General features: G+C 72.6%; 22 protein-coding genes. 3 read left to right on the top strand and 19 right to left on the bottom strand.

The annotated features are described in order from the left end of the window. Positions 1 to 39 precede the first annotated feature (39 nt). From ACFY1S_RS27115 to ACFY1S_RS27050, 14 genes are all read right to left on the bottom strand, one after another. A complete protein-coding gene (locus ACFY1S_RS27115) occupies positions 40 to 858 on the bottom strand; it encodes a shikimate dehydrogenase (RefSeq protein WP_387123443.1) in 819 nt (272 codons plus the stop codon). A 2-nt stretch (positions 859 to 860) separates the two neighbouring features. After that, on the bottom strand, positions 861 to 2066 hold the full coding sequence (gene mltG, locus ACFY1S_RS27110; protein WP_387123441.1) for an endolytic transglycosylase MltG: 1206 nt from the start codon (positions 2064 to 2066) through the stop codon (positions 861 to 863). Then, a complete protein-coding gene (gene ruvX / locus ACFY1S_RS27105) occupies positions 2063 to 2524 on the bottom strand; it encodes a Holliday junction resolvase RuvX (RefSeq protein ID WP_364371138.1) in 462 nt (153 codons plus the stop codon). The genes mltG and ruvX overlap by 4 nt, the downstream gene beginning before the upstream one ends. 72 nt (positions 2525 to 2596) lie before the next feature. Next, positions 2597 to 5275: an alanine--tRNA ligase gene (gene alaS / locus ACFY1S_RS27100; protein WP_387123439.1), complete on the bottom strand. Its 2679-nt coding sequence runs from the start codon at positions 5273 to 5275 to the stop codon at positions 2597 to 2599. Continuing rightward, a complete protein-coding gene (locus tag ACFY1S_RS27095; RefSeq protein ID WP_357987521.1) occupies positions 5272 to 5577 on the bottom strand; it encodes a hypothetical protein in 306 nt (101 codons plus the stop codon). Before ACFY1S_RS27095 ends, alaS begins: the two co-directional genes overlap by 4 nt. A 29-nt stretch (positions 5578 to 5606) precedes the next feature. Further along, the gene (locus ACFY1S_RS27090) at positions 5607 to 6071 is read right to left on the bottom strand and encodes a DUF948 domain-containing protein (RefSeq protein ID WP_139582396.1); all 465 of its coding nucleotides are present in this window, start codon (positions 6069 to 6071) and stop codon (positions 5607 to 5609) included. A 150-nt stretch (positions 6072 to 6221) separates the two neighbouring features. Then, entirely contained in the window at positions 6222 to 6920 is a 699-nt protein-coding gene (locus ACFY1S_RS27085) for a hypothetical protein (protein ID WP_387123575.1), read from the bottom strand. 2462 nt (positions 6921 to 9382) lie between these two features. After that, positions 9383 to 10921, bottom strand: a complete 1539-nt coding sequence (locus ACFY1S_RS27080) for a replication-associated recombination protein A (protein ID WP_387123436.1) — start codon at positions 10919 to 10921, stop codon at positions 9383 to 9385. 74 nt (positions 10922 to 10995) lie between these two features. Continuing rightward, positions 10996 to 11208 (bottom strand): hypothetical protein, encoded by a 213-nt coding sequence (locus ACFY1S_RS27075; RefSeq protein ID WP_124855015.1) that lies wholly within the window; start codon positions 11206 to 11208, stop codon positions 10996 to 10998. Positions 11209 to 11395: 187 nt separating this feature from the next. After that, a complete protein-coding gene (locus ACFY1S_RS27070) occupies positions 11396 to 12682 on the bottom strand; it encodes an MFS transporter (protein WP_387123434.1) in 1287 nt (428 codons plus the stop codon). Further along, positions 12679 to 13287 carry a helix-turn-helix domain-containing protein gene (locus tag ACFY1S_RS27065; protein WP_387123432.1) on the bottom strand — a complete coding sequence of 203 codons (609 nt, stop codon included), beginning with the start codon at positions 13285 to 13287 and terminating at the stop codon, positions 12679 to 12681. Before ACFY1S_RS27065 ends, ACFY1S_RS27070 begins: the two co-directional genes overlap by 4 nt. Positions 13288 to 13351: 64 nt before the next feature. Next, complete coding sequence (locus tag ACFY1S_RS27060) at positions 13352 to 14161, bottom strand: SDR family oxidoreductase (protein WP_387123430.1); 810 nt, start codon at positions 14159 to 14161, stop codon at positions 13352 to 13354. A 99-nt stretch (positions 14162 to 14260) separates the two neighbouring features. After that, positions 14261 to 16066 carry an aspartate--tRNA ligase gene (aspS, locus tag ACFY1S_RS27055; RefSeq protein ID WP_387123428.1) on the bottom strand — a complete coding sequence of 602 codons (1806 nt, stop codon included), beginning with the start codon at positions 16064 to 16066 and terminating at the stop codon, positions 14261 to 14263. Between the two features lie 134 nt (positions 16067 to 16200). Continuing rightward, positions 16201 to 17223 carry a hypothetical protein gene (locus ACFY1S_RS27050; RefSeq protein ID WP_387123426.1) on the bottom strand — a complete coding sequence of 341 codons (1023 nt, stop codon included), beginning with the start codon at positions 17221 to 17223 and terminating at the stop codon, positions 16201 to 16203. Positions 17224 to 17379: 156 nt separating this feature from the next. Between ACFY1S_RS27050 and ACFY1S_RS27045 the strand changes: the two genes are divergently transcribed. Further along, a complete protein-coding gene (locus ACFY1S_RS27045; protein WP_387123424.1) occupies positions 17380 to 18066 on the top strand; it encodes a hypothetical protein in 687 nt (228 codons plus the stop codon). Positions 18067 to 18118: 52 nt separating this feature from the next. Next, positions 18119 to 18829, top strand: coding sequence for a DUF998 domain-containing protein (locus ACFY1S_RS27040; protein WP_387123422.1), 711 nt, complete (start codon positions 18119 to 18121; stop codon positions 18827 to 18829). 63 nt (positions 18830 to 18892) lie between these two features. On the opposite strand, the gene ACFY1S_RS27035 is transcribed toward ACFY1S_RS27040, so the two are convergent. Then, complete coding sequence (locus tag ACFY1S_RS27035) at positions 18893 to 19939, bottom strand: S1 family peptidase (RefSeq protein ID WP_387123420.1); 1047 nt, start codon at positions 19937 to 19939, stop codon at positions 18893 to 18895. A 305-nt stretch (positions 19940 to 20244) separates the two neighbouring features. Then, positions 20245 to 20721: a winged helix-turn-helix transcriptional regulator gene (locus tag ACFY1S_RS27030; RefSeq protein WP_387123418.1), complete on the bottom strand. Its 477-nt coding sequence runs from the start codon at positions 20719 to 20721 to the stop codon at positions 20245 to 20247. Positions 20722 to 20776: 55 nt separating this feature from the next. Here ACFY1S_RS27030 and ACFY1S_RS27025 point away from each other — a divergent pair, with 55 nt between their 5' ends. Then, entirely contained in the window at positions 20777 to 21283 is a 507-nt protein-coding gene (locus tag ACFY1S_RS27025) for a PaaI family thioesterase (RefSeq protein ID WP_387123416.1), read from the top strand. A 131-nt stretch (positions 21284 to 21414) separates the two neighbouring features. Here ACFY1S_RS27025 and ACFY1S_RS27020 read toward each other — a convergent pair whose 3' ends face one another. From ACFY1S_RS27020 to ACFY1S_RS27010, 3 genes are all read right to left on the bottom strand, one after another. Beyond that, complete coding sequence (locus ACFY1S_RS27020) at positions 21415 to 22350, bottom strand: acyl-ACP desaturase (protein WP_387123573.1); 936 nt, start codon at positions 22348 to 22350, stop codon at positions 21415 to 21417. A 68-nt stretch (positions 22351 to 22418) separates the two neighbouring features. Continuing rightward, a complete protein-coding gene (gene hisS / locus ACFY1S_RS27015) occupies positions 22419 to 23756 on the bottom strand; it encodes a histidine--tRNA ligase (protein WP_387123414.1) in 1338 nt (445 codons plus the stop codon). Between the two features lie 74 nt (positions 23757 to 23830). Continuing rightward, on the bottom strand, positions 23831 to 24541 hold the full coding sequence (locus ACFY1S_RS27010; protein WP_387123412.1) for an MBL fold metallo-hydrolase: 711 nt from the start codon (positions 24539 to 24541) through the stop codon (positions 23831 to 23833). Positions 24542 to 24613 lie beyond the last annotated feature (72 nt).

Here is a 24613-nt window from a genome sequence, read left to right as displayed (position 1 = left end):
GGGCAGGACAGTTTTCCGTAAGCGCGTCTTAACCGTCCGCTAAGGAAGGCGTTGGTCCAGCGCGGCACGCATCGCCTCGACCGGGGCGCGCACGCCTGTGAACTGCTCGAACTGGCCTGCGGCCTGCGCCAGCAGCAGGTCCAGTCCGGACACCACCCGCAGGCCGGCCGCGAGCGCGGACGAGGCCAACGGCGTCGGCCACGGGTCGTACAGCGCGTCGAAGAACACCCCGTCTGGCCGCCAGTGCGCCTCGTCGGCGAGCGGGTCGGCTACGCCCTTCGGCACCGTCGAGACGACCACGTCGGCCGCGAGGTGCCGGGAGGCGTCGGCCCAGGCGCCGGCGCTCAGCGACACACCCACCGCCGCCGACACCTGCCGCAACTCGTCGACCGCCTCGACGCGGCGGGCCACCACGGTGACCGAGGAGCAGCCCAACTGCGCGGCGGCGGCGAGCGCGGCGCGTGCCGTGCCCCCCGCGCCGAGCACCGTCACCGTGGCGCCGGGCACCACCCCGGCCTCGTCGAGCACGTGCACCATGCCTGCGACGTCGGTGTTGTCCGCGTACCAGGAGCCGTCCGGACGGCGTACCAACGTGTTGGCCGCGCCGACGGCGGCGGCGACCGGCGACGCGGCGTCGGCCACGGCGAGCGCCGCCTCCTTGCCCGGCATGGTCACCGACAGCCCGGCCCACTCCGGGCCCAGGCCGGCGACCAGATCCGGCAGCTCCGCGGCCGCGCACTCGATCCGGGAGTACGACCACCCGGTCAACCCGGCCGCGGCGTAGCCGGCGGTGTGAATCACCGGGGAGAGCGAGTGCCCGATGGGCTTACCCAGCACCGCCGCCCGCCGCTGGAGCACCATCAGATGATGCCGGCCTCGCGGGCCTTGGCCATGTTCCGCTCATGCTGCTCGTAGTCCTCCGCGAAGGCCGAGTGGCCCTTGTCGTCGATCGCCACGAAGTAGAGCCACTTGCCCACCGGCGGGTCCATCGCCCCTTCCAGTGCCTGCTTACCCGGGTTGTTGATGGGCGTGGGAACCAGACCCCGCAGCTTGCGGTTGTACGGGTTCTTCGGGTCGTCCAACTCCGACGCCGTCATCTGCTTCGACGACTTGGTCGGCTTGCCGATCGACTCCAGGTAGTAGTTGACGGTGACGTCCATCTCCAGGCAGTTGCAGTAGAAGTCCCCGTACACCCGGTTGTAGGCCACCCGGGCGACCTTGCCGAGGTCGTCCTTGTTGCCGGCCTCGGCCTGGGCGAGCGAGGCCACGATCAACGCCTCGTACGGGCTGACGCCGCCCCGCTCCTTCTGCACCCGGTCGGCGAACTTCATCTCACCTGTCACCGAGAGGAAGTTGTCCACCATGAGCTTGAGGATGCTCTCCGCGGTGGCCTTCGGCGGGATCTCGTACGTGTCCGGGTAGAGGAACCCCTCGGCGGACTTGACGACCTTCTTGCCGTCCCCGCGGGTGAACCACCAGTCCGGTACGCCGAGCGCCTCGGGGTCCTTGGCGGCGGCCTCGAACTCCTTCACCGGGATCTTGGTCTTGTCGGAGAGCAGCTTGTAGATGTTCTTGCTGGTGCGGCCCTCGGGGATGGTGATCCCGTTGACGATCTTGTTCTTGAGGTCGAGCATCGCGGTGACCGCGCTCGCGCCGCTCATCTGCTTGCGCAGCTTGTACGTGCCCGGCTGGATGTTCTTGCTGCGCGAGTTGGCCTCGGCCGCCTCGATGAACGCCTTCTGGCTCTTCACCACGCCGGCCGCGACGAGGGCGTCGGCCATGTCGGCGAGCAACGCCCCGTTCTTGATCTCGACGGTGATCTCACCGGTGCCCGAGCCGTCGTAGTCGGGGGTGACGAAGTAGTTCTGGATCCGGTCGAAACCGTAGAACGCCCCGCCGCCGATGCCGCCCAGCAGGAACAGGGCCAGCAGCAGCGCCAGGAACGTCTTGCCCCGGCCGCCACCCGAACCACCCTTGCCCTTGCGCTTCTGCACGAACCCCCGCCGGTGCCGGCCCTTCTCCCCCCGCTCCGGCTCGTCGAATCCAAGATCCAGGTCGTCGATCATTGCGTCCGCCTCCGCTGCGCATCCAGCCAGCTCTGCAGGATCTCCACCGCGGCCGCCTGGTCGACAACCGCACGTTGACGTTTACCTCGGACGCCACGCTCGGCAAGCCTACGAGAAGCCACCACGGTCGACATCCTCTCGTCAGTGAGCGTTACCGGGACGGGCGCTATCACATCGACCAGTCGGTCAGCGTACGCCTTCACATGGACAGCCGCCGGGCCGTGCCTGCCGGCGAGGTTGACCGGAAGACCGACCACCACCTCGACGGCCTCGTGCTCGGCCACCAGCGCGGCCAGTTCGGCGAGGTCAGTGGGCATCGCGTCCGGTGCCGCCGTGAGATCGCGGGCCAGGGTCACCAGCGGCGTCGCCAGGATCCCGTCCGGATCCGAGCGGGAAATCCCCACCCGCACCTGCCCGACGTCCACCCCGATCCGCACACCACGCGTCAGCTCAGCCACCGAGGGTCACCCCCGGGGACCTACGAACCAGGGCGGACCGAACGGTCCGCCCTGGTCGCCCGATGTCGCTGTTCACGCCTCGGTGATCGCCTTCTCTACGGTGAGCAGCAGTTTCGGCGCCTCGGCGGCCGGCAGACCGCCACCCTGGGCGAGATCGGGGCTACCCCCGCCGCGCCCGGAGAACGCCGCCTTCACCAGGTCCGAGGCGGCCAGGCCCCGGCCCCGGGCGGCCTGGTTCACCGCCACCACGAGCGAGGCCTTGCCGTTCGCCCGAGCCGCCACCGCGACCACCGCCGGCCGCGCCGGGTCGATCTTGCCGCGGATCTCCTGGGCGAGGGTCCGCACGTCGTTGCCGGCCGCGCCCTCCGGCGCCTCGGTGCCGACGTACGCCACCCCGCCCACGTCCCTGGCCTGCGCCGCGAGCGCCGACGCGCCACCCAGCACCAGCTGGGCGCGCAGCTTCTCCAGCTCCTTCTCGGCGTCGCGCAGCTGGGTGACCGTCTGCTCCACCCGGTCGGCGACCTGCTCGCTGGGCACCCGGTACAGCTCCGCCAGCCGGGAGACCAGCAGGTGCTCACGGGCCAGGAAGCTGAACGCGTCCATCCCGACGAGCGCCTCGACCCGACGCACACCGGAACCGATCGACGACTCCGACAGGATCTTCACCAGGCCGAGCTGGGCCGAACGGGCCACGTGCGTGCCACCGCACAGTTCCCGCGCGTAGTCACCCACCTCGACGACCCGCACCTCGTCGCCGTACTTCTCGCCGAACAGCGCCATCGCGCCGATCCGCCGCGCCTCCTCCAGCGAGGTGATGAAGGCGTGCACCTCAAGGTCGGCCAGGAGCACCTCGTTGACCTGCTGCTCCACATCGCGCAACACACTCGGCGACACCCCGGTCGGGGTGTTGAAGTCGAACCGCAGCCGGCCGGGCGCGTTCAACGAACCCGCCTGGGTCGCCGACTCGCCCAGGAAGTTCCGCATGGTCTGGTGCACCAGGTGCGTGGCCGTGTGCGACCGCGAGATCGCCCGACGGCGGGTCGTGTCGATCTCCGCGTAGCCGGCCTCGCCCGCGCGCACCTCACCCCGGACCACCCGGGCCCGGTGCACGATCAGACCCGGCACCGGCTGCTGCACGTCGAGCACCTCGACCTGACCGCCACCAAGGGTGATCATGCCGTGGTCGGGCTGCTGGCCACCACCCTCGGCGTAGAACGGGGTCGTGTCGAGCACCAGCTCAACGGTCTCGCCCTCGATCGCCGCCGCGCGCGGCCCGTCCGCGCCGAGCAGCGCCCGCACCGTCGCCTCGCGGGCCACCTCGGCGTACCCGGTGAACGTCACCGGACCACCCGAGTCGAGCACCGACCGGTACGCCGACACGTCGGTGTGCCCGGTCTTGCGCGCCTGCGCGTCGGCCTTCGCCCGCGTCCGCTGGTCGGCCATCAGCCGGCGGAAACCCTCGTCGTCGACCTTGAGGCCCTGCTCGGCGGCGATCTCCAGGGTCAGGTCGATCGGGAAGCCGTACGTGTCGTGCAACTGGAACGCCTTCGCGCCGGACAGCGCCGTGCCACCCGCCGTCCGGGTCTCCGCGATCGCCGTGTCCAGGATCGTCGTCCCCGCCCGCAGGGTGGACAGGAACGCCTCCTCCTCCGCGTACGCGTACTGCGAGATCCGGTCGAAGTCGGTAGCCAACTCCGGGTACGACGGCGCCATGCAGTCCCGCGCCACCGGAAGCAGCTCGGGCAGCGCCCGGTCCTGCCAACCGAGCAGCCGGATCGAGCGGATCGCCCGGCGCATGATCCGCCGCAGCACGTACCCGCGACCCTCGTTGCTCGGGGTCACCCCGTCGCCGATCAGCATCAGCGCCGTGCGCACGTGGTCGGCGACGACCCGCAGCCGCACGTCGTCCGGGTGCGACTCACTCGCCACATGACCCGAGTGCGCGCCGTACCGCTTGCCGGTCAGCTCGGCCGCCCGGGCCAGGATCGGCCGGACCTCGTCGATCTCGTACAGGTTGTCGACACCCTGCAGGATCGAGGCCATCCGCTCCAGGCCCATGCCGGTGTCGATGTTCTTCGCCGGCAGGTCACCCAGGATCGGGTAGTCCTCCTTGCTGGTGCCCGGACCCCGCTCGAACTGCATGAAGACGAGGTTCCAGAACTCCATGTAGCGGTCCTCGTCGACCGCCGGGCCGCCCTCGCGGCCGTACTCGGGACCCCTGTCGTAGAAGAGCTCCGAGGACGGGCCGCACGGCCCGGGGATGCCCATCGACCAGAAGTTGTCCGCCTTGCCCCGGCGCACGATCCGCTCCGCCGGAACGCCGATCGAGCGCCAGATCTCGAACGCCTCGTCGTCGTCGAGGTAGATCGACGGCCAGATCCGCTCCGGGTCCAGGCCGTACCCGCCCTGGTCCAGTGGCTTCGTGATCAACTCCCAGGCGAGCGGGATCGCCCCCTCCTTGAAGTAGTCACCGAAGGAGAAGTTGCCGTTCATCTGGAAGAACGTCCCGTGCCGGCTGGTCTTGCCGACCTCGTCGATGTCCGGCGTACGCAGGCACTTCTGCACGCTTACCGCCCGCTGGTACGGCGGAGCCTGCTGACCCAGGAAGTAGGGGACGAACTGCACCATACCGGCGTTGACGAACAGCAGGTTCGGATCGCTGATGGCGGGCAGCGGAGCGGACGGCACCACGGCGTGGCCGTTCGCCTCGAAGTGCGCGAGGTACCGCCGCTTGATCTCCGCCGTCTTCATCGCTGGTGTTCCTCCGGAAAGATGTGTCGATCGCCGATCCGCGGGTCCTCCCGCAGCTCGGCGAACTTGTCGTCGAACGCCTCGCCCTGGGCGAACGCCTGGTGGATCTCCTGCTCGCGCTCGGCCATCCCGATGCGAACGTCCTCCACGAAGCTACGCAGCGACTCGACCAGCCCGCCAGCGGATTCCGACAACGAGCTGGCCATGCCGGCCGGGGTGTACGCCTGCGCGGTCTTGGTCGCCTTGCGGACCACCACGACGCCAACGGCGAGCCCGATGCCGAGCCAGAACAACCGCCTCATGTCTTGCTACCTCCTGGTACGGCGGCCGGTCAGCGGTTGCCGCGCTTCGCGGCCCGCCGCTGCTGCTTGATGGTGTCGCGCACCTCGCGCTCGGTCTCGGCGTGCCGACGGCCGGCGGCGGCCTTGCGCACCCCGTAGCCGAACGCCGCCACCTTGACCAGCGGATTCGCCGCCGCGGCGGAGACCACGGTGGCCAGGTTGGCGACGTTTGCGGTCACGTTCTGCGCGTGGCTGGTCATCGTGTCGACCTTCGCCAGCTGGAGGTTCACGCCGTCCAGCGAGGTCTGCACCTGCTCCAGCGCGACGTTTACGTTCTTCACAGTGGTGTTCACGTCACCGAGCAGCGGCGCGGTCCGATCGTTGAGGTCGTTGATCATCCGCGTGGTGGCGTCCACCGTGTGCCGCAGCCGCAGGATGGGCAGCGTCAGGATGAGCACCAGCACCGCGAACGCGCACGCCGCGACCAGCGCCGCGATCGCTCCAATGTCGCCCACGCCTGTCCTCCTCAAGCAGAGTTCCGCAGGATCCGACGTCCCCGGAACGCACAACGGTGCTACGAATACCAGACACGCCGACCGTCGCCGGTCGGCGGAGGCGGGAGAGCCCGCCAGCCCCAGACCCTACCGTCCGTGATGGAAACCGGCTCAGGACGGTGAGGGTGTCAGGTCGCTGAGCGGGTCACCACTGACTGTCGGGAACGGATCCTCTCCGGTCAGTGACGGATCCGTTGTCGGCTGGGGCCTGGTCCGTTCGTCGTCGATCGCGTTGCGCACCTTCACCGACACCAACGAGCCGGCGCACTCGGTCGCAGCGGCCGACGCCTCGGGAGACGGCACGATCGCGGGCTCGCCGTCGACCGGCGGCGGCACACAGGTCGGCTCGCGCACCCACAGGTCGAGGGTCAGCTCGTCCCGACGCCAGCAGGTGTAACTGCCCTTGGTCTCCTGCTCCGGGCAGCGGCTCACCTTCCACGGTCGCCAGCCGTCCTCGCGCAGCGCGTCCTCGTAGACCTTCGTGGTCTCCGCGGGTGACTTCTCCGAGGTGACGGTGCGCTCGCGCAGCCGACAGTCGAGCAGGCACCAGCGGCTGCCGCTGACGTCGTCGTCGGTCTTCGCGGCCGCCCAGGCCGGCACGTTGAGCTGGTCCAGGTTGTCGAATACCGGGTCGCGGCTCAGCGTACGGATGCCGAAGAAGAGCGGCACCGCACCGAGCAGCACGACGCTGACCAACGCCAGTGCCAGCGCCCGCAGCCGCCGTCGCTCGCGCGTCTGCCGACGCTGCTCGGACCGGGCGCCGGTGGCGGGGCCGTCGTCCTCGGGGGTGTCCTGACCGGCCTGGCGCAACCCGGGGCTGGGCGCCGCTTCGGGTGCCGGCCGGTCCACCGGTCCCGCCGGGGCGGGCACCGCGGCGGCGGCGCGTGCCACACCGACGGGTTCTCCCGCGCGTCCCGGCGGCCCGACGGGCGCGACTCCGGACGGTTCGGGGCGGCCGGGCTCCCGGTGCGGCGGCAGCGCGCGGCCGGCGGCACGGTCCGCCGGCGTGGGTCGGACGGCCGGCGCCCCGCCCCGGGCCACCACGGGTGCCCCGGGGTCTGCCCCGGTCGGTGGGCCGACCCGGTCGTCGACGCCGGGCGGACCGGCGACGCCGGGCGGGCGTACGGCCGCCCGGGCCGGGCCGTCCGGGCGTGGGCGCCCCGGACCGTCGGGACGCGAACGGGTCGGACCGTCGGGACCCGGGCGGGCCGGACCGTCGGGGCCGGCACCCGGTGGGACGGCGGCCCGGGCGGCGCCGTCGGGCCGGACGGCGGCTCGGGCGGCGGGCTCGGCGCCCGGGCCGGTTCGAGCGGGACCGTCGGTGCCATGGCCGTCGCCGGACGGCGGCATGTCGCCGGGCGCCTGTCGGGCCCGGCCGGGACGGGCGGCACCACGCGGTGGCGCGCCAGCACCGGCGGGACCGCCGGCGGGCGCGGGCCGGCCACCCGCGGCGGGACCGGTGTACGTGTCGCCCGCCGCGCCGGGTCGCCCGGGGCCGGCCGGACCGTCGAAGCCGGGTTCCGTCGGAGGGCGGCGGCGTCGGACGGTCGGGTCCGGCGGGGGCGGCGCCGAGGCACCCCGGCGGGTGATGGGCCGTTCGCCGGTGCTCGACCCGTAGGTCGGACCGCCGCTGGGCTGCTCCCCGCTGGGTTCCGGCGCGTCGGGTCGGGCACCCCGGCGACCGGTAGGCGGCTCCGCGCCCGGATCCGGTGGCGGCCCGACGGGGCGGCGGCCGGGCCGCTCGGCGGCCGGGTCGGGCACGGCGAGCCGGCCGGACGGACGCTCGCTCAGATCACCCGGGGGCGGTGCGGGGCGGTGTGCGGCGGCCTGCCCACCGGGAGGACCACCTCGTCGGTTGACCACCGGCAGGCCGGGGTCGGTGTGTGGCAGGCGCCCGGCCTGCCGCAGCCAGTCGGCCGGCCGCTCCGGGCGATCCGCCCGGGGTTCGCCGCCGACCTGCGGACGCCGCTCCTGCTCGTCGGGGACGGCCCGGCGACGCCCGGCGCGGTCGGCCGGGCCGACGGCGGGCGTGCCACCGGTAGGCGGGCCACCGGTAGGCGGGCCACCGGTAGGCGTGCCACCGGTGGGCATGGCGCCTGTGGACATGGCGCCTGTGGTGCCGCCTGTCGCGTCGGGCACCGGCGGGGCGTTGCCCGAGCGGGGCACCACCGGCGGGGCCGGCTCGGCGGCGCGGCGGCGGCCGGCGGAGGCTGCGCGGGCCCCGGTTGCGGGCCCGGAGCCTGTCGGCTCGGGCGCTCCCGGGTCGACAGGTCCCGGGCGCCGCCGAGCGGTCCGGGGGTCGACGTCGATGGCGGGATCGGGGCGCAGTCCGTCGGAGACCTGTGGCACGCCGCCAGCCGGCGGGGCGTCGAACCGGGCCGCTGCACGAGCGCCGGGCGGACCGGCGGCGCGCGCCGGATCGGTCGCCGGACCGGCCACGCGACCAGCAGCGCCGGCCGCCGGACCGGCCGAGCGACCAGCACCGGTCGCCGGACCGGCTACACGGCCGGCGGCGGGCCTGCCACCGGCGGGCGTCGGGCGGGCGGGTCCGGTGGTCTCCGGGCCGGGACGAGCCGGTGGCACGGCATCCGGCCGGCGCAGCGGCGGCACGGCGTCCGCCCGACCGGTCGGGGCGGGGACGTCCGGGCGGCGGCCGGCCGGGGCGCCGGGCATCGGCGGACCGGCGGGCGCACCTGGCGGGACCGCACCCGGAGCAGAGCGGGCCGGTCCAACCGGACCGCCGGACGTCGAGCGGGCGCCGGGAGGACCCGCCGGACCGCCGGACGTCGGGCGCGGGCCGGGAGGTCCCGCCTGCTCAGCGGCGACGGGACGGGCTGCGGGGGGCGGTGCGGCAGCGCGGGCACCGGGTGCCGGCGCCGCGCCGCGCCGCGTCGGCTCACCGGCTGCGGGCGTACCGGCGGCCGGGGGCCGGTCGGCGGGGTTGCGGGGCGGTGGCGGGGTCTCGCCCGGCCACGGACCGTCCACGGGACGGCGCGCGGCGGCGCCCTCCGGGTCACCACGTCGTACACCAGAGGGCGGCGGCGCCGGGGCGGCACCGCGCGGGCCGGCGGGCTCCGCCGCGGCGCCCTCGGGGCCGAGTTCCGTACGCTGCTGCTTGGCCGAGCGCAGATCGTCGATCCAGCCGAACTCCTCACCCGACACCGGCTCCTCCGGCTCGGGCTCGGCTCGGCCACGACCCCACCGGCGGCCCTTGGGCCGGGTATCGCGCCGCTCGTCCGGGCTTTCGTCCGGGCGGTCCCCACCACGCGATTTCACTGTTGACCCTCTCCTGCGGCGTCCGTGCCGCTGTCCTGCATCGTTCCGGGACCGCCCGGGTCCGTCGTCGGGCGACCGTTCTCGCCAGCAGGCGCTGGCGCGGTCTGCTCCGTTACGCGCTGCCCGGCGCTCGGGGTCTCCGGACGGGTCACCGGGGCGGGCAGCCCGCGCACGATGCGGCGCAGCAGCGGCAGCCGGGTGGCCACCGATCGCTCCGCCCCGTGCGGGCTCGGCCGGTAGTAGTCGGTGCCCACGAGGTCGTCGGGAACGTACTGCTGGGTGACCACGCCCCGCTGGTCGTCGTGCGGGTAGCGGTAGCCGGTCCCGTGGCCCAGCCCCCGGGCGCCGGCGTAGTGCGCGTCGCGCAGACCGCGGGGCACCGGACCACCCCGGCCGGCCCGTACGTCGGCGATCGCGGCGCCGATGGCTGTGGTGGCCGAGTTGGACTTGGGTGCGGTGGCCAGGTGGATCACCGCCTGGGCCAGGTTGAGCTGCGCCTCGGGCAACCCCACGTACTCGACCGCGTGCGCGGCGGCGGTGGCCACGCTCAACGCGTCGGGGTCGGCCATGCCGACGTCCTCGCTCGCGAAGATGACAAGTCGGCGGGCGATGAACCGGGCGTCCTCGCCGGCGACAAGCATCCGGGCCAGCCAGTGCACGGCGGCGTCCACGTCCGAGCCGCGCATGCTCTTGATGAACGCGCTGACCACGTCGTAGTGGGCGTCGCCGTCGCGGTCGTAGCGCACCGCGGCCACGTCGACGGCCTGCTCGGCGGTGGCGAGGTCGATCCGGCCGGTGCCGAGCGCCGTGGCCGAGGCGGCCGCCGCCTCCAGCGCGGTCAGCGCCTTGCGGACGTCGCCGGAGGCGAGGCGTACCAGGTGGTCCTCGGCGTCGGTGGTCAGGGTGAGCGCGCCACCGAGGCCGCGCTCGTCGGCGACCGCGCGGCGCAGCAGGCCGCGGACCGCCTCGTCGTCGAGCGGTTGCAGGGTGAGCAGCACGCACCGGGACAGCAGCGGCGAGATGACCGAGAAGTACGGGTTTTCCGTGGTGGCCGCCAGCAACGTGACAGTGCGGTCCTCGACGGCGGCGAGCAGTGAATCCTGCTGCGTCTTGCTGAACCGGTGCACCTCGTCGATGAACAGCACGGTCTGCGGGCCGCCTGAGCGGCGCTGACGGCGGGCCGTCTCGATGACGGCGCGGACGTCCTTGACCCCGGCGGAGAGCGCCGACATGGCCACGAACCGGCGGTCGGTGGCGGCGGCGACGAGGTGCGCGATGGTGGTCTTGCCGCTGCCCGGAGGTCCCCAGAGGATGACCGACATCGGCGCGCCGCCGGAGACCAGTTGCCGCAGCGGAGCCCCGGGGGCGAGCAGGTGGTCCTGCCCGACCAACTCGTCGAGGGTCGCCGGGCGCATCCGGACGGGTAGGGGCGAATCGTCAGCTACCGGAGTGAACCCGTCGACACCAACGGGACCGGCGGGCGCGTCACGCGGCCCGGCGGGGGCACCGAGGGAGAAGAGGGCGTCGGACTCCATCACGAAGACAGTACCGGGCCGGGCACACGGCGCCTGAATCGCGCCGTGGGCCCGCCACCGGTGATCGCTTCCGGTCAGCCGCGGCCGGGGCGACGACCCCGGTACCAGCGGCCGCCGCCACCGCCGCGCGGGCCGCTGCCCACGCCGGCCAGGTAGAGCGAGAGCAGGAGCAATCCGATGAGCACGAGGGTGTTCCAGTTGAACAGGTCCGGCGCGCCGAAGTCGGTGCCGAGCAGGTCGAGAAGCAGGGCGAAGCCAAAGACGATTGCCGCGAGAATGGCGAGCATGTCGGTCCTCCGGTGGGGGTTCCCAGTAGGTCGGCGCCTGATGTACCCAATCGGTCGACTCGTCAATCTCCACGGTGGATCGGGTACGCGCCGCCGGATGTGCGATCGGCCCGGCCGGCCCGGCGATCGAGATGTGTGCTCGCGTGACGCGCAGAGGGCCGCCTGTCGACAACAGGCGGCCCTCCCCTCACCTGTCGCCGGCCGGTACCGGGACCGGGGTCGGCTCGGCGGCGGACTTCTGCCGCCGGCCTGCCCGCCAGGCGGGCAGGTAGAGCGGGGCGGCGACGGCGAGCACGATCGCGCCGACCACCATGGCGGTGCTGACGCTGGTGGCGGCGGCGATCGCGGTCAGCACCACCCCGCCGAGCGAGGCGCCCGGCTGGGCCACCATCGAGTTGAGGGAGAGCACGCTGGTCCGGTACGGCCCGTCGACCTGCCTGTGCAACAGGGCACTGTGCAGCGGGTTGGACGCGCCGTGCACGGCGTAACAGGCCAGGTAGGCCACGAGCACCCCGACCGGCCCGGCGAGCAGCCCCATCCCGACGACCGTGACTCCCTGCACGATGCGCAGCAGGGCGGCGGCCGGGGCGGCCCCGAACCAGCGCAGCAGCAACGGGGTCAGTGCCGCCCCGGCGGCCGAGGCGAGCCACGCTGCCGAGCTGGCCGGTCCGAGGAGCGCGGCGGCGCGTTCCGGGTCGCGGATCACCTCGGCGAGCCGCACCGGCAGCAGCGACTCGAAGGTGATCATGCCGAAGCCCCAGAACAGCTCCACCGCCACCAGGGCCAGCAGCACCCGGGAGCGACGCAGCAGGCCGACCGCCTGGCGGATCATGCGGGGTGCCTCGACCACCGAGGCACGCAGCGCCGCGGACCCGGTGGCGGGCCGCTCCTCGACAAGCAGGACGAGCAGCGCGACAAGCGCCACGGCCTGGGCGACGATGGCGACCAGGACGGGCACGGTGAGCGCACTGACCGGCCCGATCGGGCCGAGCGCCACCAGGCCACCGCTGAGCAGCGCCCCGGCGCCGATGGCCGCGCCGCTGACGGCGCCGCCGTATCCGAGGCCCTTCTCGTACCCGGCCTGCGGGTCGGCGGCCAGGGTGGCGTCGACGTACCAGGACTCCAGTGGGCCGCTGTCCAACGCCCGGTAGATGCCCTGCACCGCGTAGACCAGGAAGAACAGCCAGAACGAGTCGGCCACCGCGAACAACGACAGCGAGACGAGGTTGAGCAACCCGGCGGCGATCAGCATCGGACGCCGGCCGAGGGCGTCGGCGAAGCCACCTGTGGGTAACTCCAGCGCCAGCACCAGCAGGCCCTGCGCCGTGAAGGCCAGGCCCATCTGCGGCAAGGACAGACCGCGCTCCTGCATCAGCAGGATCATGACCGGGATCATCAGACCCGTCGGTAGCCAGCGCAGGCCGTACAGCGTCAGGTAACGACGCCGGACCTGGCGTACGGTAAGCGCGCTCACCGCGGGCCCTCCAGCAAGGGGTAGGCCGCCAGGAAGACCTGCACCGGGCGGGCCTGCGGGTCGGCGGAGTTGCCGGCCCCGGCCTCGCGGTTGTACCGCTCCAGCACCTGCCACACCTCCGCCTTGAGCGCCTCCAGCCGGTCCGGCGGAATGGTCATGAAGATGTCGCCCATGCCGAGGGCGTCGCGCCAGGCGGACGACCACTCGTGCTGGGTGGCGAACCAGCGCTCGGCGTGTTCGACGAGATGGCGCACCTGGTCGCCCTGGATCCACTCGATGGCGGCACGGGCATCGGGGTCGTCGTCGAAGTCGCTCGGCTCCCAGCTGGTGACGTCGTGCGCGGCCTGCCACCAGCGCTGCCGTCCGCTGCCCCGGTCGGGATCCTCGGCGACGAGCCCGACCTCGGCGAGTTGCCGCAGGTGGTAGCTGGTCGCGCCGGTGTTGGTGCCGAGCAGTTCGGCGAGGGTGGTGGCGGTGGCGGGCCCGTGCACCCGCAGGGCGCCTACCAGCCGCATCCGTAGCGGATGTGCGAGCACGCGGACCTGCCGCTTGTCGATCCGTACCTCACGCGGGGCCGGCCGCGGGGTCGCTTCGTCGTCAGCCATGACCGCACACTATCTCTGCACAGATTATGTGCACAAGAGTTGTGCACATAATCTGTGCATGACGTCAGGTCAGGAGTTCCCGCACCCCCCGCAACCGCGTCCGCAGCAGACCTGCGGCACGCGCGCAGTCCAGGCGTACGTCGGTGGGGCCGGCCTGCCCGGCGGCGGCGCTTGTGGTGGTCTTCAGCCCGGCCGCGTCCAACCCGAAGTGTCGGGCCACCAGCAGACCCAGTTCGGCACGGCTGACCGCGTCCGCGCCAGCCACGTTGAGCGGCCCGGCGTGATCGCCGCCGACCAGTTCCAGCACGGCGTCGGCCAGGTCGGTGACGTCGATCGGACAACGGATCATGTCGCTGAACAGGACCGCCCGGCCGGCGAGGGCCTCCCGGCAGAGCTGGATCTGCTTGCTGCCCTCCCCCAGGATCAGCGACGTACGCGCCAGCGCCGCGCCCGGGTCGATCGCGCGAACGGCGGTCTCGGCGGCCGCCTTCGCGGCACCGTACGCGTTCATCGGGGTGGGCGCGTCGTCGTCGGCGTACGGCGTGGGACGGCCGGCGTGCAGCGCGTCACTCGACACGTGCACCAGCCGGGCGCCCACCTCGGCGGCGGCGAGGGCCACGTGCGCTGCCCCGTCGGCGGTGACCGCCCAGTCCCCGTACCGGTAAGGGGTCCCCACCACGGCGTCCGGCCGCACCCGCGCGACGAGCGCACGCACGGCGGACCGGTCGGTCACGTCCAGCCGACGCGCATCGACGCCCGGCACGGCGATGTCACCGGAGTGGAAGGTCCCCACCACCGAGAACCCGCAGTGAACGGCCCGCCGGCAGACCTCCCGCCCCAGAAATCCGCTGCCCCCGACGACAAGCACCCGCATCCCACCACTCCCCCGCAGACGATCAAGAGGTTCGCGTCATCTCGCCGGGCGAGCATGACGCAAACCTCTTGATCAACCAAGCAGGTGATGGTGGATCGGTCAGACCGGGTCGGCCACCGGCGCGGCGGGGCCGGCGGTGCCGGTGTGGGGGGCGGCTGCGGGCTTGGGCTTGGCGTCGATGCCGGCCTCGGCGCGCTGCTGACCGGTGATCGGCGTCGGCGCGCCGGTCAGCGGGTCGAACCCGCCCCGGGTCTTCGGGAACGCGATCACCTCGCGGATCGAGTCCGCGCCGGCGAGCAGCATGCAGACCCGGTCCCAGCCGAAGGCGATGCCGCCGTGCGGCGGGGCGCCGTACTTGAACGCCTCCAGCAGGAAGCCGAACTTGTCCTGCGCCTCCTCAGGCGTGATGCCGAGCAGGTCGAACACCCGCTTCTGCACGTCACCCCTGTGGATACGGATCGACCCACCGCCGATCTCGTTGCCGTTGCAGACGATGTCGTACGCGTACGCCAGGGCGCGGTCCGGCGCCTCCTCGAACCGGTCCACCCACTCGGCGTTCGGCGAGGTGAACGGGTGGTGCACGGCCGTCCAGCCGCCCTCGTCGGTCTTCTCGAACATCGGCGCGTCGACCACCCAGCAGAACGCCCAGGCGCTCTCGTCGACCAGGCCGGCCCGCTTGGCGATCTCCACTCGGGCCGCACCCAGCAGCTCCTGCGCCTCCCGCGTGTTCGTGCTGGCGGCGAAGAAGACCGCGTCGCCCGGCTTGGCGCCCACCGCGTCGGCGAGGCCACCCAGGTGCTCGGCGGAGAGGTTCTTCGCCACCGGTCCGCGCGCCTCGCCGGTCTCGGCGTCCAGCACCACGTACGCCAGGCCCCGCGCGCCGCGCGCCTTGGCCCAGTCCTGCCAGCCGTCCAGCTCCTTGCGGGTCTGCGACGCACCACCAGGCATGACGACCGCGCCGACGTAGCCGCCCGCGTCGATCGCCCCGGCGAACACCCGGAACTGCGTGCCGCGCAGGTAGTCGGTCAGCTCGGTCAGCTCCACTCCGTAGCGCAGGTCCGGCTTGTCGGAGCCGTACCGGGCCATCGCGTCGTGCCAGGTGATCCGCGGGATGGGCCTGGTGATCTCGTGCCCGGCCAGGTCCTTCCAGAGCGCCGAGACGATCGCCTCGCCGAGGTCGATCACGTCGTCCTCGGTGACGAAGGACATCTCGATGTCGAGCTGGGTGAACTCCGGCTGCCGGTCGGCGCGGAAGTCCTCGTCGCGGTAGCAGCGGGCGATCTGGTAGTACCGCTCCATGCCGCCGACCATCAGCAGCTGCTTGAACAGCTGCGGCGACTGCGGCAACGCGTACCAGCTGCCCGGCTGCAGGCGCACCGGCACCAGGAAGTCGCGGGCGCCCTCGGGCGTCGAACGGGTGAGCGTCGGCGTCTCGATCTCCAGGAAGTCCCGCTCGTGCAGCACACCCCGGGCGAGCTGGCTGGCCCGTGACCGCAGCCGCAGCGCGTTCGCCGGCCCACTGCGACGCAGGTCCAGGTAGCGGTACTTGAGCCGGATGTCGTCACCGGCCTCGACCTGGTCGTCCACCGGCAGCGGCAGCGGGGCCGCCTCGGAGAGCACCTCCAGCTCGGCGGCGGTCACCTCGACCTCACCGGTGGGCAGCTCCGGGTTCTCGTTGCCGTCCGGCCGGCGGGTCACCTCACCGGTGACCTTTACGCAGAACTCGTTGCGCAGCGCGTGCGCGTCCTCCTCGCGGAACACCACCTGGACCACGCCGGAACCGTCGCGCAGGTCGACGAAGATGACGCCGCCGTGGTCACGCCGGCGGGCCACCCACCCGGCGAGCGTCACCGTCGTGCCGGCGTCCGTCGCGCGCAAGCTGCCGGCATCATGGGTACGGATCACGACGTGCGTCTCCTCATCTGCGGTGCGGTCTGCCTCCGCATTCTGTCAGGAGTGCCGGAAACGGTCCGCGCCACCCGTCGACCCGGTCCGTCGATCCGGGCGGCTGAACGGGTGGCGCGGCCGGTCGGTGCGCGTCAGTCCTCCGGGATGTTCCAGGCCGTGGCACGGATGACGACCGTCCGGTCATTGCTGATGGAGGTGACCTCCAGGAGCACCATCCGCCACCTGTCGCGCCGTTCCTGGGCTGCGGCGTAGTTGGTGCTGAGGCAGAGCCAGGAACCCTTGCGCAGGGGCACCTTCGCTCCCTCGGCGATCGGTGCCGAGCGGATGGCGTCGTAACACTCGCCTGGCTTCATCGCCGTCGTCGTCTCGCTGCCCTTCGTCCCCTCGCTCAACCCGATCGAGGGCGCCCCGTCCTGACAGTCGGGGTCCAGACTGAACTCCCATCCGTTCAGTCCCACGTTCGCCCGGGGTTCGTCGAGGTCGACGCGCATCTTCGTGAAGCAGTCCCCCGGCCTCAGCGTCAGGCTCTGGTTCTCGTACTTCACCTCGTAGACGGCCGTTTCGGGGATGTCCGGTGGGGTTCCGGGGGCACGCGGCGAATCCTCCGGTGCCGGGGACGTCTGCGGTGCGTCGCTCGGCGGGGCCGGGTCGGAGGGCGCCGGAGCGCCGCCGGTGGAGCCGACCGGCCCCCGCGCGGACGCGATGTCCCGCGCGGTCTGCGCCTGGTCCAACGCGCGCCAGGACAGGATGGCGGACCCGAGGGAAACCAGCAGCGCCAGGGCTGCCACGGCGATCACCACGAGACCCAGCCGGCCGCGCCGCGCGCCGGACGCCGGCGGGTCGGCCGGCCCGGGGGCCGCCGGGAACGACGGCGGTGGGCCACCACCCGGCGGCGGTGCGGTGCCGCCCGGCGGCGGTGCGGTGCCGCCCGGAAACGACTGTGCCGCCCCACCGACCGGCGGGGGTCCGCCGCGACCCGGCGGCGGTGCTGTGCTGCCACCCGGGAACGGCGGCGGCGTGCCGCCGGGAGGGGGTGACGGTGCGGTGCCGCCGCCCGGTGGCACCGTGCCACCCGCAGGCGGCGGCGGGGGTGGGGTGGGGGCGGGCTGCTCTGCGCGCGGATCGGGTTGGCTCACCGCTAGAACCTCCTGCATCGGCAGAAGTCAACGTCGGATAGGAGTTCGGCTCGGGATCGGCACGTTATCAGTAACTCGCCACCGCTCGGGAGAGAGTATTCTTCGCCGACGCGATCTGACCGAAGGCCGTCAGATATCAGCGGCCCGGTCCCGACGTCACTGGTGGAGTGGTAGATGCCGGATATGCAGGATTCGAGCCAGACACCGACGCCAATGCCGGCCCGTCGCGGCGCGCAGACGGTCGTCGTTCTCACGGCGCTCGGGGTGCTCATCGCGGCGGCCTCCCTGGCCGTGACCGTCTTCGACTGGAAGGTCGGGCCGGGCCGGCCGGCGACGAGCGCGTCGAGCCCCGGGAGCGCGCCGACGACGCCGTCACCGGCCAGCCCGGTCGGGAACGCGTCGCCGACCCCGGCCCCCGCATCGTCCGTCCGGCTGGACACCCTGGCCGTCGAGGCCGGGGCGGCCAATCTCGGGAAACTGCCGCGTCAACTCACCGGCCAGCCCGGGTACGACCGTCCGGTCGTCATCGACTGCCCCAAGAATGCCGGCGCGGACAAACAACGCGACGTCACGTATCGGCTCCAGCGCCGATATCTCGATCTCACCTCGACCGTACGACCATTCTTCTCCTCCACCGACGACCGCGACGGCATCGTTCTCGTCTATGCGCAGGTGGGGATTCGCCAGCGGGACGGAACGATCACCCGAGTGACCCGGGGGCAGCAGTTCGACGCGCGGATGGACAATCCGCAGAAGCTCGTCGCCGATGTGGAGGGGGCCGACGAGCTGACGCTGCGGGTGCAGTGCCAGTATCCGGGCGGGTCCGTCGTTCTCACCGACGCCACGGTCAGCGCGGGCTGACAGCCGGGGCGAATCCCATTCAACCGACCGTCTCGCCAGTTACGTTGGCGAAATGCGCGCCGTACCGAACTGGGCCGTCGCCACGGCGGCGGCCGCGCCCGTGCTGCTGGTGGGGGGTTGGACAGTCGCGCAGGCTCGCCAACCCGCCGGGTACGACCCGATCCGGGACACGATCAGCGAGCTGGCGGGGCAGGACGCCACCGACGCCTGGATCATGATCGTGGCCCTGGTGCTGCTCGGCTGCTGTTACGTGTCGGTCGCCGCGGTGCTGCACGCGGCCGGCCTGCCCAGCCGGTTTCTACTCGCGGTCGGCGGGGTGGCCACCGTCGCGCTCGTGGCCTTTCCCCGGCCGCCGGTGGGTGGTTCGCTCAGTCACGGCATCGCGGCGACGGCGGCGGTGCTGGCGCTCGCGCTGTGGCCGGCCGGGTCGGCGTTGCGGCTGCCGCGCGGTCCGGACACCGCGCATCCGGATGCTCCGCAGCCGCCGTGGGCGTTCCGCCGGACCGTCGGGCTGACCGCCACCGTGGTGCTGCTCGCCCTCTTCGGCTGGTCGGCGTTCGAGGTGACAAGCGGGTCGCGCACGGGGTTGGCCGAGCGGGTGACGGCGGTGGCCGTATCGCTCTGGCCGCTGCTGGCGGTGCTGTCGGCCCGGCGGGCGCACCTGGCGTCGACGACAGCCGTCACAACTGTCGGGCCGGGCCTGCCCGGTGTCGTACCCCCGGATCCTCTGCGGCCCGCGGACGGCCCCGACGGCCTCGCGTGAGCCGGGCCACGGACGCGACGCGGGCCGCCGGAGTGCTCCGGCGGCCCGCGTGCGGTGGATCGATCAGAAGACGCTGACGCCGTAGCGGCTCAGGGCCTCGGTGACCGGCTGGAAGAAGGTGGTGCCACCGGAGGAGCAGTTGCCGCTGCCGCCGGAGGTCATGCCCAGGGCGGTGCTGCCGGAGAAGAGCGAACCGCCGCTGTCGCCCGGCTCGGCGCAGACGTTGGTGCGGATCAGGCCGGAGACCGAGCCCTCGGCGTAGTTCACCGTGGCGTTGGTCGCGGTCACCGAGCCGCTGCGCAGGCCGGTGGTGCTGCCGGAGCGCTGCACCGACTGGCCGACCGAGGCGTTTCCGGAGCCGGTGATGTCGCGGTAGCTGCCGTTGTAGAGGTAGACGTTGCCTGCCGCGTTGGCGGAGTTGCTGTGCCGCACGATGCCGTAGTCGTTGCCCGGGAAGCTGGTGCCGCTACGGGTGCCGATCAGCGAGGTCTGGCCGGAGTTCGAGTACCAGCTCGACGAGATGTTGGTGCAGTGCCCGGCGGTCACGAAGTAGTAGGTGCTGCCGCTGCGCACGTTGAAGCCGAGCGAGCAGCGCCCGCCGCCACCGGCGTAGATGGCCTGACCACCTGAGATCCGGGTGCTCAGCACGCCGGCCTCGGCCTCGACCCGGACCGCGCCGTTGGCCCGCGCGGCGGCGGCCTTCACCCGCTCCAGCTTGGCACCGGTGACGGTGCTGTCGACGGAGACGACGACCTGGTTGGTGACCGGGTCGCTCCACCAGGCGGTGCCCGGGATCTTCGCGGAGCGCTCCAGCTCGGCGGTGGCCCGGTTGAGCTCGGCGGCGCCGCGGGTCACGTACTTGACGGTGGCGCCCGCGTTGCTCGCCTTGCGGGCGGCGGCGGCGTCGGTCACGGTGACGACGGACCGGCCGCTGGCGTCGATGTACGAGCCGGCGGACTTGTCGCCGAGCTGAGCGGAGAGGGCGGCAGCGGCGTCGGGCGAGGCTGCGGGGGCAGCCTGGGCGGGTGCGCCGATGAGCGTGCCGACGACCAGGCTTCCGGCCACGGCGACGGTGGCCGCAACACGGAACGAGGACCTCGTGGGTCGCATGTAACAAACCTCCTGGGCGGGGGATACGGGTCACGCCGGGGGCGGCTGACCCGAGGGCAACCCGGCCGATCAGGGGAAATCGCCCGGGTGAACTGAAGTATTCACATGCTTAAGATCATTAACAAGACTTGGATTCGCCCGGATTCGCCGATCCTCGTCGGCCACATGCCCGCAACACCGCTGACACGCTCGCCGACACCGGCCGTCACACCGGACGGGCGCCGGATCCGTTTCGGACACGCATGAGCATCGATGTCCCAACGGGTCACGCGACAGGCGGGCGCCGGCCCGCCCGGCGACCGGCCTCAGGGGGTACGGCGGTGGGCGCCCGGACCCGGGCGGGGCACCACGTCGCGGGGCTCGCCCACCTCGTGCCCGTCGGCGCACCGCAGCGTGACGCGTACCTCGGCTCCGCAGTCGCGGTGCCCCACGCTCAGCGGCGAGCCCTCCGGATCGGCGAGGTACCTGTCACCCCAGCCGAGTACGGCGACCAGCACCGGCCACAGGTCCAGGCCCTTCTCGGTCAGCCGGTACTCGTGGCGCAGCCGGCTGCCCGGCTCCCGGTACGGCTCGCGGCGCAGCACGCCCTGCCCCACCAGAGCGGTCAGCCGATTGGTCAGCACCTGACGCGGGATGCCGGTACGCACCCGCATGTCGTCGAAGCGTCGGACGCCGTTGAACACCTCGCGGAGAACCACGAGCGTCCACCGCTCGCCGAGGATCGCCATCGCGCGCGCGATGGTGCAGTTGTCCACCGACCAGTCCAGTGCCGCGGGTCTCATCCGCCCAGGCTAGGTCTCGTTGACAGACTCAGCAACGGGCTGCCACGCTGCATCCATGACACAGACGCAGGAGCCGGCCCGCAGCCGTACCTTCACCTGGTCGGACCCGGCGGCCAACGCCGCCCAGGTCGGTCGGCGCAGCGGCCTCGAGATGCTCCGCGCGATGATCGCCGGCGAGCTGGCCGGGCCGCCGGTGATGAACCTGATCGACATGGGGCGGATGGAGGCCGACGAGGGCCGGGTCACCATCGAGCTGGTCCCGCAGGAGTTCCACTACAACCCGCTGGGCACCGTCCACGGTGGTGTCATCTCGACACTGCTGGACACCGCCGCCGCCTGCGCCGTGCACACCACGCTTCCCGCCGGCGTCGGGTACACCTCACTGGACCTGAACGTGAAGTTCCTGCGCCCCGTCACGGTCGACAGCGGCATCCTGCGGTGCGAGGGCACAGTCCTGCAACGCGGTCGCCGCACATCCCTGGCCGAAGCCCGCCTCACCAGCGCCGACAACCGCCTGGTGGCCCACGCCACAAGCACCTGCCTGATCCTCCCCCTCCCCTGACCCGCGCCACCCTCTCCCCGCGACCGGTTCCCGTGGTCGATCATGAAGTTGTTGCCGCGACACGCCGACGCGAGTGACAACAACTTCATGATCAACGGGAGGTGGGGACCCCGGGGCGGGGTGGGTGGGGTTTAGCGGAGGGCCAGGCGGGCTGCTCGGGCGTCGCGCTTCTCCTCGAAGCGGGACGCGGCGCGCTCCAGGTTGTCCAGCTGGGCCGCCAGCTGCTCGCGGGCCGCCTCGCCGTCGGCGTTCAGGCCTGTCACGTTGAACACGTCCCACTGGCGCAGCACCGGCTGGAGGACCTCGTCACGGTGCTGACGCAGGTCGTAGATGCCGGCCAGGGCGATCGCCACCGACTTGCGGGCGAAACCGTCGATGCCGTTGCCGGGCATCTGGAAGTCGGCCACCACGTCGGCGACGGCCCGCATGGCCTGGCTCGGGGCCAGCTCGAAGGCGGCGGCGAGCAGGTTGCGGTAGAAGACCATGTGCAGGTTCTCGTCGGCGGCGACGCGGGCCAGCAGCGCCTCGCAGACCGGGTCGCCGGTGGCCCTGCCGGTGTTGCGGTGCGAGATCCGGGTGGCCAGCTCCTGGAACGAGACGTACGCCAGCGAGTGCAGCACCTCGTCGTCGTGCGCGTTGACGTACCCGGCGGACATGTGCGTCATCCGGGCCCGCTCCAGCGCCACCGGGTCCACCGCCCGGCTGACCGTCAGGTAGTCACGGATGGCCGTCCCGTGCCGACCCTCCTCGGCGGTCCACCGGTGCACCCACGTGCCCCACGCGCCGTCGCGGCCGAACAGGGTGGCGATCTCGTGGTGGTACGAGGGCAGGTTGTCCTCGGTCAGCAGGTTCACGATCAGCGCGGTGCGCGCCACGTCGGGGATGGTGGAGTCGGTGGGTGACCACGCCTCGCCGCCGAGCGGCCCGTCGAAGGTCCGCCCCTCGCTCCACGGCACGTACTCGTGCGGGAACCACTCCTTGGCCAGTGAGAGGTGGCGGTCGAGGTTGCGGGCAACCACCGGCTCCAACTCGACGAGGAGTGCGGTCTGGCTGAGTGTGGTGCTCATGGTCACGAGAAGCTCCCTACGGTGGCGTAACTTACGCTACCGTAGGTCCCTGCGGCCGTACGCGCCAGTCAGGAAGCTCCGCCAACCGTCGGGGTCAGGTCCTCCCGGGGCGGCATCCACTCCCCCGCGACGGCCGTGACCTGCTCACCCGAGCGGATGTCCTTCACCTCGTCCGGCGCGCCGTCGGCCCCCGGGAACCAGACGTACGGGATGCCCCGCCGCTCGGCGTAGCGGATCTGCTTGCCGAACTTCGCCGCGCTCGGCGACACCTCGGTGGGCACCCCGCGCCGCCGCAGCGCCTCCGCCACCCGGTTGCTTGCCGTACGCCGCTCCTCGCTCGTCACCGCCACCAGAACGGCCGTCGGCACCTCCCGGGAGACCGGCAGCTGCCCCGCGCCGAAGAGCAGCCCGAGCAGCCTGGTCACCCCGATCGAGATGCCCACCCCTGGATACGAGGTGGCGCCCGCGCTGGCCAGGTTGTCGTACCGGCCGCCGGAGCAGATCGAGCCGAACCGCTCGTAGCCGCGCAGCTGCGTCTCGTAGACGGTGCCGGTGTAGTAGTCCAGCCCGCGGGCGATGCGCAGGTCCGCCACGCAGAGGCCGGGCGAGTGCTCGGCCGCCGTCTCCACCACCCGGACCAGTTCCTCGATGCCCTCGTCGAGCAGCGGGTCGGTGACCCCCAGCGCGCGGACGGCGTCGGCGAACGAGACGTCCGGCGCGGAGATCTCGGCAAGCGCGAGACACGCCTTGGCCTGCGACTCGCTCGCCCCCGCGGTCTGCGCCAGCAGCTCGGCGACCTTCGCCGGGCCGATCTTGTCGAGCTTGTCCACGGTGCGCAGCGCCGCCTCCGGGTCGGTCAACCCGATGCCCCGGTAGAAACCTTCGTTGATCTTGCGGTTGTTGACCTGGATGGTCACCGGCGGGATCGGCAGCGAGCGCAGCGCGTCGCCGATCACCAGCGGCATCTCCGCCTCGTGGTGCGGCGCCAGAGTGTCCCTGTCGACGATGTCGATGTCGGCCTGGACGAACTCCCGGTAACGCCCCTCCTGCGGCCGCTCGCCGCGCCACACCTTCTGGATCTGGTAGCGGCGGAACGGGAAGGCCAGCTTGCCGGCGTTCTCCAACACGTACCTGGCGAACGGCACGGTCAGGTCGAAGTGCAGCCCGAGCTGATCGTCGCCGCCGGTGCCCTCGGCGTCGGCGTGCAACCGCCGGATCACGTAGACCTCCTTGGAGGTCTCCCCCTTGCGCAGGAGCTGGTCGAGGGGCTCCACGGCGCGGGTCTCCAGCGGGGCGAAGCCGTACAGCTCGAAGGTCGCCCGGATCCTGTCGAGCACGAACTGCTCGACCATCCGCTGACCGGGGGTCCACTCCGGGAAACCGGAGATGGGCGTGGGCTTGCTCATCGGCGTACTCCTTGCGGTGCCGCGCCCACACGGCGCGGTGATGTCGTGGGTCCGCGCGCGGCGCGGACGAAGAACTAGAGGCCCCGGGTGGGCGCGGCCGGCGACGTGCCGGCCACCTCGACGAGGTACGGGTTGCTGGCGCGCTCGCGGCCGATAGTGGTGCTCGGGCCGTGGCCGGGCAGGACGACTGTGTCGTCGGCCAGCGGGAGGATCTTGTCGCGCAGGCTGGTGAGCATGGCCGGCATGCTGCCGCCCGGCAGGTCGGTGCGGCCTATCCAACCGGCGAAGAGCACGTCGCCGGAGAGGCAGATCTCGTCCGCCTCCCAGCCCGAGCCCGCGCCGGGCAGCCGGAACAGCACCGACCCGCCGGTATGGCCCGGTGCGTGGTCGACGGCGATCTCCAGCCCGGCCAGCGTCAGCGTGGCGCCGTCGGTCAGCTCCGCCACGTCCTCCGGCTCGGTGTAACTCAACCGGCCGCCGAAGAGTGACGTCAGGTCGGTGGACAGGCCCTTGGCGGGGTCGGCCAGCATCTCCCGGTCGCCGGGGTGCACGTACGCGGTGATGCCGCGCGCGCCACAAACCGGCGCGACCGAGAACGTGTGGTCGAGGTGGCCGTGGGTCAGCAGCACGGCGGCGGGATGCAGGCGGTGCTCGGCGAGCAACGCGTCGAGCTGGTCGAGCACCCCGATGCCGGGGTCGACCACCACGCACTGCTCCCCCGGCGCGGTCGCCACCACGTAGCAGTTGGTGCCGAAGGCGTCGGCGGGAAAGCCGGCCACGAGCACGGGCGCTGTCCTTCCGTCGAACTGTCGTCCTGCCCAGCAGCCTATCCGGCCGGGCGAACCGGTTTGTCGCGT

This window comes from Micromonospora sp. NPDC000663, assembly GCF_042898105.1.
In the GTDB taxonomy this organism is placed as follows: Bacteria; Actinomycetota; Actinomycetes; order Mycobacteriales; family Micromonosporaceae; genus Micromonospora.
Note: the sequence above shows the minus strand (reverse complement) of the source record. Positions and strands in the feature narration are given on the sequence as shown.